At 41.8% G+C, this 12,334-nt stretch carries 10 protein-coding genes and 1 other RNA gene; 2 read left to right on the forward strand and 9 right to left on the reverse strand.

The annotated features are described in order from the left end of the window. Positions 1–39 precede the first annotated feature (39 nt). Both EIZ39_RS14755 and EIZ39_RS14760 read right to left on the reverse strand, forming a co-directional pair. A complete protein-coding gene (locus tag EIZ39_RS14755; RefSeq protein ID WP_129200758.1) occupies positions 40–1,662 on the reverse strand; it encodes an ABC-F family ATP-binding cassette domain-containing protein in 1,623 nt (540 codons plus the stop codon). A gap of 66 nt (positions 1,663–1,728) precedes the next feature. Beyond that, positions 1,729–2,556, reverse strand: a complete 828-nt coding sequence (locus tag EIZ39_RS14760) for a YihY/virulence factor BrkB family protein (RefSeq protein WP_129200759.1) — start codon at positions 2,554–2,556, stop codon at positions 1,729–1,731. A gap of 98 nt (positions 2,557–2,654) precedes the next feature. Between EIZ39_RS14760 and lepB the strand changes: the two genes are divergently transcribed. Further along, positions 2,655–3,218 carry a signal peptidase I gene (gene lepB / locus EIZ39_RS14765; RefSeq protein WP_129200760.1) on the forward strand — a complete coding sequence of 188 codons (564 nt, stop codon included), beginning with the start codon at positions 2,655–2,657 and terminating at the stop codon, positions 3,216–3,218. 74 nt (positions 3,219–3,292) lie between these two features. Here the strand turns inward: lepB and ffs are convergent. The 5 genes from ffs to EIZ39_RS14790 form a co-directional block, all read right to left on the reverse strand. Continuing rightward, positions 3,293–3,563, reverse strand: an RNA gene (gene ffs, locus EIZ39_RS14770) — signal recognition particle sRNA large type. A gap of 80 nt (positions 3,564–3,643) precedes the next feature. After that, positions 3,644–4,561, reverse strand: a complete 918-nt coding sequence (locus EIZ39_RS14775) for a pseudouridine-5'-phosphate glycosidase (protein WP_129200761.1) — start codon at positions 4,559–4,561, stop codon at positions 3,644–3,646. Beyond that, complete coding sequence (locus EIZ39_RS14780) at positions 4,545–5,660, reverse strand: carbohydrate kinase (protein ID WP_240675820.1); 1,116 nt, start codon at positions 5,658–5,660, stop codon at positions 4,545–4,547. Before EIZ39_RS14780 ends, EIZ39_RS14775 begins: the two co-directional genes overlap by 17 nt. Before the next feature lie 137 nt (positions 5,661–5,797). Continuing rightward, a complete protein-coding gene (locus tag EIZ39_RS14785; protein WP_129200762.1) occupies positions 5,798–6,028 on the reverse strand; it encodes an excisionase family DNA-binding protein in 231 nt (76 codons plus the stop codon). Between the two features lie 12 nt (positions 6,029–6,040). Next, entirely contained in the window at positions 6,041–6,898 is an 858-nt protein-coding gene (locus EIZ39_RS14790) for a YitT family protein (protein WP_129200763.1), read from the reverse strand. 142 nt (positions 6,899–7,040) lie between these two features. On the opposite strand from EIZ39_RS14790, the gene EIZ39_RS14795 reads away from it, so the two are divergent. Continuing rightward, positions 7,041–8,135, forward strand: coding sequence for a DNA polymerase Y family protein (locus tag EIZ39_RS14795; protein ID WP_129200764.1), 1,095 nt, complete (start codon positions 7,041–7,043; stop codon positions 8,133–8,135). 393 nt (positions 8,136–8,528) lie between these two features. Here EIZ39_RS14795 and EIZ39_RS14800 read toward each other — a convergent pair whose 3' ends face one another. Then, a complete protein-coding gene (locus tag EIZ39_RS14800; RefSeq protein WP_129200765.1) occupies positions 8,529–10,607 on the reverse strand; it encodes a molybdopterin-containing oxidoreductase family protein in 2,079 nt (692 codons plus the stop codon). 18 nt (positions 10,608–10,625) lie between these two features. Further along, a complete protein-coding gene (locus tag EIZ39_RS14805; protein ID WP_129200766.1) occupies positions 10,626–12,308 on the reverse strand; it encodes a PAS domain S-box protein in 1,683 nt (560 codons plus the stop codon). Positions 12,309–12,334 lie beyond the last annotated feature (26 nt).

Raw genomic sequence — 12,334 nt, forward strand, 5'->3', positions numbered from 1 at the left:
CTTCCTCGAAAGAAAATAGGGAGTTTTTTCGTATTTAAACTAAGCGTACATTTCTTCTCTTAACTTTTGCACTTCAGGGTTGGCTAAATACTCGTCATAGGTTGTCATCTTATCGATGATTCCTTGCGGAGTAATTTCAATAATACGATTAGCTACGGTTTGAACGAACTGATGGTCATGGGATACAAACAGAGCTGTACCATCAAAGTCTATCATTCCATTATTCAAGGCGGTAATGGATTCAAGGTCTAAGTGGTTTGTCGGCTCATCTAAGATAAGAACATTAGCACCGACAAGCATCACACGCGAAAGCATACAGCGAACCTTCTCTCCTCCAGACAGTACACTTGCCTTCTTCTGGGTTTCTTCTCCGGAAAAGAGCATACGGCCTAGGAAGCCTCTGACAAATGTTTCATCTTGGTCCTTAGAATATTGGCGCAGCCAATCCACAAGATTCAGTTCAACACCATCAAAGTATTCGGCATTATCCTTAGGGAAGTAAGCCTGGGATGTTGTAACCCCCCATGTATACTCTCCGTTATCCGCTTCCAGCTCACCCATTAGAATTTTAAATAAGGTAGATTTCGCTGTCCCATTCGGTCCGACAAAAGCAATCTTGTCTCCTTTGTGGACAGTGAAGCTCACTTTATCCAATACCTTTTCTCCATCGATATCTTTTGAGATCTGGTCAATTGTTAAAATTTGCTTACCCGCTTCTCTTTCCGATTTGAAATTGATGAAAGGATATTTACGAGATGAAGGTTTGATGTCGTCAAGCGTTAATTTCTCAAGCTGCTTCTTACGTGAAGTGGCCTGTTTCGCTTTGGAAGCGTTAGAGCTAAATCTAGCAATAAATTTCTCTAATTCTTTGCGTTTCTCTTCAACCTTCTTATTCTGGTCTCTCATCAATTGAAGGGCAAGCTGGCTCGATTCATACCAGAAATCATAGTTACCCACGTACATCTGAATCTTACCAAAGTCGATGTCTGCAATATGGGTACAGACTGTATTCAAGAAGTGACGATCATGGGAAACGACAATAACGGTCGTATCGTCATCGATATTTAATAAGAAGTTCTCTAACCAAGCAATGGACTCGGCATCAAGGTGGTTAGTCGGCTCATCCAGTAAAAGATTATTAGGTCGGCCAAACAACGCTTGGGCTAATAAGACACGAACCTTCTCGTTGCCGCCAAGATCCTTCATCTTCTTATCGTGCAGATCTTTACTAATACCAAGGCCCATAAGAAGTCCAGCCGCTTCGGATTCGGCTTCCCAACCGTTCATCTCGCCAAACTCTCCTTCAAGCTCGGCAGCCTTCATGCCGTCTTCTTCTGTAAAATCTGCCTTAGAATAAAGAGCTTCCTTCTCTTCCATGATATCGTATAGTCTCTTGTGACCCATGATGACAGTCTTAAGCACATCGAATTCATCGAATTCATAGTGGTTCTGCTTCAATACTGCCAAGCGCTCACCGGGATTAATGACCACTTCCCCTTTATTCGGTTCGATGTCTCCCGCTAAGATCTTCAGGAAGGTGGACTTTCCTGCACCGTTCGCACCGATCAAACCATAACAGTTGCCAGGGGTGAACTTAATATTTACATCTTCAAATAGAGCGCGCTTTCCATAGCGCAGTGTTACACCGTTCGTACTAATCATATAATTAAATCCTTCTCCCTCATTAATTTACACTCACAAATACTTATTTTATCATAAACTTCGCGTTTATCCCACTCTCCTCTTTGTTTCCTTATACCCATAGGTTAATGCATTAATTTCCCCGCCTGTTAAGATAATCAGAGCGCATAAGTAAAACCACAGCAATAAGACAATGACTCCACCTAGACTTCCATAGGTAGCGGAGTAATTTCCGAAATTGTTTACGTAATAAGAGAAACCAAGGGAGGCTACTTGCCAGCCAATCGCCGCTATTACCGCCCCAGGAAGTACTTCCTTACAAGTTAAGCAGGTGTTAGGAGCGAAGTAATAAATCCCGATAAATACGATCATAACAATGATGAAGTTAATAATCCAGCGCAAGACGTGCCATAGGTTGATCTTTTCCTCCGGGATCGCTAATGTGGCATGCATCCAATCCCCAATGGCATGTCCGAAGACGCTTAGTACTAAAGCAGATACGACAACCAATAGAAGACTAATGGTCAGCATAATCGATAACAGTCGAGAATGAATAAAGCTCTTGCGATCCGGTAATCCATATGCTTTATTCACAGCTTTTACAATAGCATCCATGGCAGCAGAAGCAGTAAATAAACTAAATAAAATACCGAAGGATAAGGCCCCTCCTCTTCGTACATCAAGAATGGATCGCAGATGGACTTCCATACCACTAGAGACCCCTTCCGGGATATATTGTTGAAGAACTTCAATAACTTCCTCAGCGGTTATCGGCAAAAAGGCTAATAGGCTTAAGGTGAAAAGAAGAAATGGAAATAACGAGAGTAGAAAGTAGTAGGCACATTGAGCGGATAATCCAAGTATATCATCTTTCTCAAAGTGTACCCATAACTCTTTTAGGATTCGGGTAACCACCTAAAAGAACCCCCTTTTATAAAAAATACACATTCTTATGTAACTTATATTGTACCTCTTTCGTCTATATTGTATCACGATCCTTGGAGGGGGTAAGTATGAGTTTCTTTCGAGAGGGATTGAGCTGGGCCAAGGCACTCGGAGTCGCGGCCGGTATCTCCATAGCGTTAAATGTATTTGTTTTCCAACCAACCAAAGTGTCGGGTGTATCTATGGAACCAACACTTGAGGATAATCAGAAGGTATTCATCTCTAAAGTAGGACATACCTTCAATGAACCACCAGATTATGGTGATATTGTGATTGTAGACAGCCGAATTGACCGTCAACGGACGCTGATGGATGATATTCAAGATCACTTTATTGTGGATCTGTTGACTCGGGGCTCATCAGACGAAGGACGTCATGTTTGGATTAAACGAATTATAGGTAAGCCGGGTGACATATTAGAGTTTAAGGAAAACGGCGTCGTTGTCCGTAACGGTATCCCTTTAGAGGAACCCTACATAAAGGAAATGATGACTTATCATTCCGATGATATGATCGTGGTGCCTGAAGGACATGTGTTCGTCATGGGAGACAATCGTAATCATAGTAATGACAGCCGATTTATTGGAAGTATTCCTCTGAGCAATGTATTAGGCAAGATGATGTTTCAGTAACTCAAAAACCCCCCTTAAGAAAACATGAGCCTTCATGATTTCCCTAAAGGGGGTTGATTTATAATTATGTAATACCGTGCGCTTATACCTTCGAAATCGTTCATCCAGACGGAATGTATTTCCCTTGCTCCGACCCGTCTCCTCTGCACACAGAGCACATCTCTCTTATGGCTGCTTCCTTCCGGACCTGACCCGTTCAAGAGCGTCTTTGTTGCAAAGGTGCTGCGATCTTCATCACAAGTTCCATACCCCAGGCTCCACATGACCGTCCCTCAGGTAAAGCATCAACCCTGCTATAGCGGATTGCAGGTGACAAGGAACCGCTACCTCCCCGTTTCAGCACGGTATTTGTTACAAGAATTAATTTATCACAATTAGCGGTAGTCTTCATTAGGAGATGAATGGTTCAAATGGAAACGGGATTACTACTTACGATTGTTGGTTAGAGCAGCGGCGATTTGGGCACCGACTTCCGCATTGTGTTTTACTAACGCAATATTGGCTTCAAGGCTTGTTCCTTGTGTTAATTCTTTAATCTTGCCGAGCAAGAACGGAGTGACAGACTTTCCTTTAATCAGATGAGATTTGGCTTCTTCTAATGCTTTTTGGATAATATGTTCGATTTCATCTTCTTTCAAGGCATGGCTTTCTGGAACAGGGTTTGCAATGACAAGGCCGCCCTTTAATCCAAGATCCCATTTGGTTCGAATTAACTCAGCCACTTGCTCAGCCTCATCCAAACGATAATCTACACCAAAACCGCTAGTTCTAGAATAAAACGCTGGGAATTCATCCGTTTTGTAGCCAACAACCGGCACTCCCCAGGTTTCGAGATATTCCAGTGTCTTCTCAATATCAAGAATAGATTTAACCCCCGCACAGACAACCGCAACATCCGTTTGAGCAAGCTCTGTGAGATCAGCTGAGATGTCCATTGTCTGCTCAGCTTCACGGTGAACTCCGCCGATGCCTCCTGTAACAAAAACTTCAATGCCGGCTAATTTCGCACTAATCATGGTGGCTGCAACGGTCGTAGCTCCATGTTTTTTCTTAGAAACAATATAAGGGAAATCTCTGCGACTTACCTTTGAAATCTCTTTATTCGTACCAAAAAATTCAAGTTCTTGATCCGTTAATCCAATTTTAATTTTCCCATCCATGATCCCAATGGTTGCGGGTACTGCTCCGTTCTTGCGGATAATCTCCTCCACTTCCTTGGCTGTTTCTACATTTTGTGGATAAGGCATGCCATGGGAAATGATGGTGGATTCTAGTGCGACTATAGGCAATCCTTTCTCTTTCGCTTCTCTTACTTCAGGTGAAAAATCAAGCCATTGATTCATGTTCATTCTCCTTTGTTTGGGTAGTTATCATTTTTTTAATTTGCTCCGCTGACAAAGCAGCGACGGTTTGATGGGTCTGTAGGGTGAAGTGAGCGCAAGCCATCCCGAGTCGGCAGGCCGTTTCCAGTGATTCGCCTTCTGTTAATCCAAACAGGACACCGGCTACCAATGAGTCACCTGCTCCTGTAACGTCGACTACACGAATGATTTCTGCAGGGATGTGACCACTTTCCGCGTGATCCATCCAGCATATTCCTTCTTGACCGAGTGTCAGGACGATCCTCTGCACTCCTTGTTGCATGAGTTTTTTACAAGCAGAAAAAGCAAGGTTCAGATCCTCAATTTTTTGCTGGGTTAAGGCCTCCGCCTCATCCCGATTTAAGATCAGCAAGTTAATTCCGCTTAAGTTATCTAATAACTTTTTGGCTTTAAATGCGGAAACGGGGTTAATACATAAGGGAATGGCTTCATCGCTGCAGCGGTGAATCAGATGGACAAGAAGTTCCCTTGGCATATTGGTGTCGGCAAAAATCATGCGAGAAGAAGCGATATATGGCCATCTCGCCGTAATCATGTCTAGGGATAAATCATCATAGATTTCCATATCCGCAAGGGCAAGCACCATCTCTCCTTGATGATCAAGGACAGCCGTATAGGTTCCCGTTCTTTTCTTTTGGATTACATAAGAATTTGTTATGTCAACTCCACGTTCCTTTGTCGTTGATAACAACCACTGGCCTTCTTGGTCATCTCCTATAAAAGATAATAAAGAAGTGGGACAACCTAGCCTGCTAAGGTTCTCTGCCACATTGCGAGCGACTCCCCCGCAGGACTGTTCCATCTTAACGGGATTCGAAGTGTGGTATTGAATTCTCTCGAAACTTGTAGCCTTCCTGTCCACATTAGCGCCACCAATACATGTAATCCTTAACTCTTCAGGTAGTACGTAGGCTCTCCCCATAATTTTCCCTTTCTTAACAAGCTGAGAGATATAACCCGCTATAGCAGATCGGGAGAGCCCTAGTTTTTGTGCTAGTTCGTTCTGTGTGATATAAGGGTTTTCTTTAATCCAATGCAAGATTGCTTCTTCTTTATCCACTTGCATCACCTCATTAATAGACATATGTTTAGATTATAAACATATGTTTAATGTGCCGCAACCTTATTGTATTTTAGGTTCCCCATTTCTCTGTAAAAGAAAAAAGAGCTAGCTCAAAACGTTGAGCTAAGCCCTCCTTAGTCTTCATCTTTGTAATCTATATCTTCGGGAATGGCTTCATGTGCCTCTTCCTCAAGGGATTTTTTGAGTTTTTCCATCTGTTCTAGATGGTGATTGAATTGCTCTTTGTTAATGAGGTACTGTTCGCCGTCAAATAATGCACGAATACGCTTCTCCTGAATGAATTGGCGAATTATTTCTTCAGGTAGATTCAGATACTCCGCGGTTTCTTTAATTGTTAGATACATTGGGTATGCCCCCTAAATGGATGTGCTAGCCTTCCCTTTTCTGAAGTGTCCAAGAACTTCATCGGTTGTATTAATGGTAATGAAGGCATCAGGATCAATTTGAAACACGAGTCTCTTTAATTCAGCAATTTCAAATCGTGTCATGACACACATAATGATTTTGGTTTCTTGATTTGTATAGGCACCGCTTCCGTCAAGATAAGTAACGCCACGATTGAGCTTGCTCCAGATCTGATCTGTAATGACACGAGATTGAGGGGAAATGATCATAACGGTCTTCTTACTCTGGACGGATTGCAGCCCATCAATCACTTTGCTTGAGACGAAAATGGTGATTAATGTATACATTGTTTGTTCCACACTGTAGATAAATGTAGACATCAGAATAACTATACCATTGAGGACTAAACTAACTTGGCCTACAGATAAACCGTATCGCTTATTCAACAAGACAGCGACAATATCCATCCCTCCGCCTGATCCTCCAATGCGAAGCCAGAGAACAACCCCTAATCCTAGCATGATTCCACCATATATCGAGGCCAGCATAGGATCTTGCGTAACAAAATAAGGCTTTAATGGTAGGTAATCTATAAATACGGATAAAACGAGGACGGCTATACCACTGTAGACAATGAAGCGTTTGCCAAGCTCTTTATACGCCCAAATAAAGATAGGGATGTTGAAGAGAAAGTATAAGAGACCTACTCCCCATCCCGTAAAATAATTAATTACAATTGTAATACCTGTTAATCCCCCACTCAAAATATTATTGGGGATAATAAGATAATTAAAAGCTAAGGCCGTAACCAAGGATGCCAGTAAATTAACAATCAGGTGAAAGACAAAGATTAGGGACTTTTTTTGCAATACGAGCACCTCACAGATCTATCAGATATTGTGCCTATATGGTACAAGTTTCTAAGGAAATCGTCTAGTACGAATTTGTTTCGTTTTCTAATTAAGTATGCCATACTACTCTTAGTTATGGATAAAAACGAGGTTTAGCAAAATGAAAGAAGAAGCACGGATCATACTCATGGCGGACATGAATGCTTTTTTTGCAAGTTGCCATCAAAGTATCAACCCTACTCTCAGAAATAAGCCCATTATTGTAGGTGGATCTCTTACGGATAAAAGAAAGGGACTCGTGATCGCATGTAGCTATGAAGCGAAGAGAAAAGGGGTCTACACGACTCAATCTGTATATCAAGCACGCAAGTGTTGCCCAGATGCTATCTTTGTTCAGCGGGATCATAGTCTATATCACAGCATCTCAAGTAAAATAATGGAGTTTCTTCGTTTGATTGGTCCTACAGAGGTTGCTTCTATTGATGAAGCTTACATTGATATTACGGAGCGCTCAAGTAACGGTCCTCACCCTATCGTAATAGCACGTTATATTCAAGAAAAATTATGGGAGAAAATCCATATTCCATGTTCCATCGGTATTGGACCGAATAAAATTATCTCAAAAATGGCCTCCGAAGTTAAAAAAACCCAAGGAATTGTTCAGATGGGGGTTAAACAATTTATGACGTATTATCATCCACGACCATTAAACGAGTTGTATGGCTGCGGAGCTGCAACGGAGGAAAGACTAGCGAAGAACGGGATGAAGACGATTGGAGACTTAGCTAAGGCCGATCTGTTGGTGCTAAGAGCCTTATTGGGTAAGCGTGGGGAGTTATTGCATCAATATGCTAATGGACGGTCATCGAGTGCAGTGGATGAGGAGCGAGAGAAAGGGGATAAAACGATCGGGAAGGAAACGACATTCAACGAAGATACCGCCGATTCAAATATTATCCTTGGTATCGCAAAACAGATGGTTCAGCGTCTGAGCGGTCGCCTCCAGGAAAAAAATAAAAAAGCACGAACCGTATCCATCGTTTATAAGACGGAGCGTATCGGAAGATCTTACACCAAGAGTTTAACTTTATCAGCTCCGACCCATGACGCCAGCCTTATCCTTCAAGCGGCAAGAACACTCTATCTGGATCATCTTAATGAGACGCCTATACGCTTGTTCGGCATTCGGCTGTCGAATTTAGATGACACTCAATATGACCAATTATCTTTGCTTGATTTAGATCTTAAGTACTAATTAATGAACGCCCTCAGACTCTTAGTTATACTAGAGTTGAGGGCGTTCGCGATTCATCTTCCGTGTTCATTTTTTTCCCTTTCTATTCATCAACATTCATTTTGTTCTTTTTATAGAGATTCGACCATCGCACCCCTCCTCTATAAGAATTGACTTCTGGAGTACCATCACCTCAGTTCTTATGTATTTCATTTCTGTTGTTCTTTGATGTAATTAGATTCTAACATAAGAGTACTGTTTTTGTAAAAGTCTGAATTAGGCAATTTTCTGTCTATTTTTGTAGTTATATCTTCCTATCTTGAGTTTTCTCGTTATATCTTCTTCTTTTTACATTTTTCGACATGGCGGAACAAAGGAAAAGCCCCTATCCTTATTGGAAGGAGCCAATCGTCTTTAGGATTTCCTAATTTCTACGGTAGTTGAGAAGAAAGTCGCCCCTCCACCCATATCTGCTATCCGACTTGATGTAAGTTTATTGACAGCTTGCGATTTTTCTGGACTTTCCCACCATAAACCTTGACTTACGACAACGCCTGGCAGCATGTGATCCACCACTTTAGCTGTTAATTGACACTCTCCTCGACCGTTCCATACCTGAACAAGATCACCATCTACAATACCACGACGGCTGGCATCCAGAGGGTGAATTTGTAATAATGGTTCCTTCTCGATGGTTTGGAGCTTCTGGACATTAGAGAAGGTGGAATTCAAAAAATTGTGGTTGGGTGGTGTAATTAGCATTAAAGGATAGGAATCCGTCTCACTTGGTATACGCTCACCATCATAGCCTTCAATAAGCGGAATATAGGTAGGTAAAGCTGGCAGTCCGATGTTTTCCATAATGGAAGAATAGAGCTCAATTTTGCCTGTTGGTGTGGGAAGCTCTTGAAGAAAAGGCTTCTTATCTGGCAAGTTGACCTTCATCCAACCTTTTTCTTTTAGACCTTCTAATGTAATCCCGCTTAGATAAGGATTAGAAGGATAATCTAGTGCTTGTCGCACTAAATCCTCTTCACTCTCTTTGAATTCCTCTTCATGATAACCCATAGCTTGAGCAAGTAATTGGAATAGTTCAAAGTTGGACTTACTTTCACCTAGCGGTGAAATAACCGGTTCTTGTAGCTGTATATAAGGATGCCAATAGGACTTATATAAATCAGTATTTTCAAAGGAAGAAGTAGCTGGAAGGACAAGATCAGCGTACTTTGCTGTATCTGTAAGGAATAGATCATGTACAACTGTAAACAAGTCTTCCCGTAATAGACCTTGTATGACTTGATTCGTATCGGGGGCTACGACCGCTGGATTCGTTCCATAAACAAATAGGGCTTTTATCGGCGGATCATGGAGATCCAGTAACGCCGATCCTAACTGATTCATGTTGATGATTCGAGCGTTCGTATTGGTACGCAAGTTAGGACGGGCCAAGGCCTGTTGATTCAGACGAGCATACCATCCGTTACTTTTCGTCGCGCCTCCTCCCCACTTCGCCCATTGACCAGTAAGGGCTGGAAGACAGGCAATCGTTCGTACTGCCATACCGCCATTGTCATGATGTTGAAGTCCGTTTCCGATTCTAATAAAGGTTGGGGAAATGGTTCCATATAATCGACTTAGCTCTATGATGTCTGAGGCAGGCACACCTGTAATCTGAGCCACTTTATTGGGGGTATATTCTTTGACATGCTCCCGAAGCTCAACGTATCCGTGTGTATATTTTGCAAGGAATGCCTCATCCACCATGAATTCTTTAAACAGAACATGCATGATTCCTAAGGCCAAGGCGGCATCTGTGCCGGGAAGGATAGGAATAAACCAATCAGCCCATTTCCCGGTCTGATTTTTATGAACATCAATCACGATGACCTTCGCACCATTCTTGCGGGCTTTTTCTGCTAGGATCATTTGGTGCATGTTCGTGCTGACTAGATTGGCGCCCCATACGATGATAAGTTTAGAATCCACGGTTTCTTCAGGTTGCAGTCCTCCTGTTATCCCCATGGTATAACCAAAACCGACGTTGCCTGCGATACTGCAAATCGTCTGGTCGAGTTGGCTCGATCCTAACTTGTGGAAAAAACGGCGATCCATTCCGTCAGCATTGAGGAGACCCATATTCCCATAAAAGCTGTATGGAAGGATGGCTTCGGGTCCATCGGAAGCTATGATTCCCTTAAATCGTTGGGTGATCTCTTCCATGGCTTCACTCCAACTGATGGGTTCAAACTTACCCTCCCCTTTTTTTCCTACTCTTTTCATAGGATGCATGAGTCGTTCAGGGTGATAAATACGCTCCGTCATGTTCCTAACCTTATTACATATAGCACCTTGGGTAACCGGATGCTCAGGGTTTCCTGTTACCTTTACGATTTTTCCATTCTCCTTATAGACATGCAAGGCACATGTATCGGGACAATCTAACGGACATACAGATCTAAAAACTCCCTCTTGCTTTTCGATAAACCTAGTCAACTTGTATTTCCTCCTCTCTTATTTTAAAATGAATAGATTTTGAGGGGTTATCTCTGGGAGGCCAATTTCTACTAATGTTCCCTCCCCCTCTTTACTCACAATTCGAATCGTTCCACCGTGTCCTTCTATAATTTTATGGGTTACCATCATTCCTAGACCGGTGCCCTTCTCCTTTGTAGTGAAAAATGGTTCGCCGATTTTTTTTAATCGCTCTTTAGGGATTCCACAACCCTCATCACGAATTCGCATGATGTATTGATCTTCCCAATGCGTAATGTGGATATGGATCATGCCCCCCTTTTCTTCCATTGCTTCTGCAGCATTTTTAAGAACATTAATTAAGACCTGCTTTAACTGATTAGGCTCGCCGTTTACTTTCATGTCATCTAGTTGATAATAGCTTAAGGAGACTTGAACATTATTTAATATAAATTGTGGTTCTAGAAGCTTTATGACTTGCTGGGTAATCGCAACTAAGTTTACTGATTCGAATTTATATTCGTGAGGTTTGGCGAGAAATAAGAATTCTTTCACGATATCATGAATCCGGTCTAGTTCATCTAACATAACATCAAAGAATTTCTGATGATCTTCTTGACTAGAAGGTTTTAGATACTGTAAAAATCCACGGATCGAGGTAAGTGGATTACGAATCTCATGAGCAACACCGGCAGCTAATTTTCCCACCACTGAAAGCTTTTCTGATCTCATGAGCATTTCCTCCGATCTTTTCTTGTCCGTTACATCAATACTAGAACCAAGAAGCTCGATCGTCTTACCGTTTTCTATGATCGGGGTAAGGTTAGTGAGACATGTGATACCTGATCTTAAACTGAATTCGTAAAAGACTTCTTCCCCTTTCCAAGCTCTCTCATAGTAGGTGGTGAAAGTTCTTGCTCTCTCCAAAGACATGAAATCCTTGTCTTCCTTGTCCACAACCGCTTCAGTACTAAGACCCAGTCGCGACAGTAAGCGGCCATCGCACATCGTGTAAATAAACCGATTTCCTTTTTTCCGTAGCTTAAAAATGATACCTTGTTGGTGGCGGATGGTTTGTTGAAGTTCACTTTTCATGATCTCGAGTTGACGCACAGCCATTTTCTTCTCGGTAATATCCCGTGCTAAGCTAAATATTGTGATTTTACCCTCATTATCTATGATAGAAGATACGGATAAACTAATATCAATTAGTCTTCCGTCTTTGGTTTTACCAAAGGTTTCTTTATTGATAATTCGTTCTCCTTCAGCCACCTTTTGGTTATCTTGAAGAACGGTATCTATAAATATATCTGGAACCATAGGTAAGCATTCGCCAATAATCTCATCTAGAGTCCATCCATACATGTTCGTAAAGGAAGGATTGATATCTAATACTCTCCCATTAATATCGGTGACCATTATAGCATGGGTGCTATTCTCAAAGATAGAGCGATACTTCTGCTCCTGTTTAACCACTAGTTCTTCTGCTTCTTTCCACTGTTTCTTCTGGTTAACTAAGGTTAAATCGTTTCGTTTTAGTGTCCGATATAAAAATACGGAGTTCAATGTCATAAGAAAGGCAAGCGTAATAAAAACGAACAGTATTACATTCTTGCTTTCATACGTTGAAATGATGTAATAACCCGCTAACAGGATAAGAACGGACAGGAAAAAACAGATGACAGGAATTCTAAAATATTTCTTAAATAAAGTTTTGTACATTGAACCTCCACCCCAATATTTCTCCC

Source organism: Ammoniphilus sp. CFH 90114, from assembly GCF_004123195.1.
GTDB lineage: Bacteria > Bacillota > Bacilli > Aneurinibacillales > RAOX-1 > YIM-78166.

Bases quoted from the DNA above. Each gene is read 5' to 3' on its own strand.
- EIZ39_RS14755 (WP_129200758.1), bottom strand. From the start codon at position 1,662: ATGATTAGTACGAACGGTGTAACACTGCGCTATGGAAAGCGCGCTCTA.
- lepB (WP_129200760.1), top strand. From the start codon at position 2,655: ATGAGTTTCTTTCGAGAGGGATTGAGCTGGGCCAAGGCACTCGGAGTC.
- EIZ39_RS14775 (WP_129200761.1), bottom strand. From the start codon at position 4,561: ATGAATCAATGGCTTGATTTTTCACCTGAAGTAAGAGAAGCGAAAGAG.
- EIZ39_RS14785 (WP_129200762.1), bottom strand. From the start codon at position 6,028: ATGTATCTAACAATTAAAGAAACCGCGGAGTATCTGAATCTACCTGAA.
- EIZ39_RS14795 (WP_129200764.1), top strand. From the start codon at position 7,041: ATGAAAGAAGAAGCACGGATCATACTCATGGCGGACATGAATGCTTTT.
- EIZ39_RS14805 (WP_129200766.1), bottom strand. From the start codon at position 12,308: ATGTACAAAACTTTATTTAAGAAATATTTTAGAATTCCTGTCATCTGT.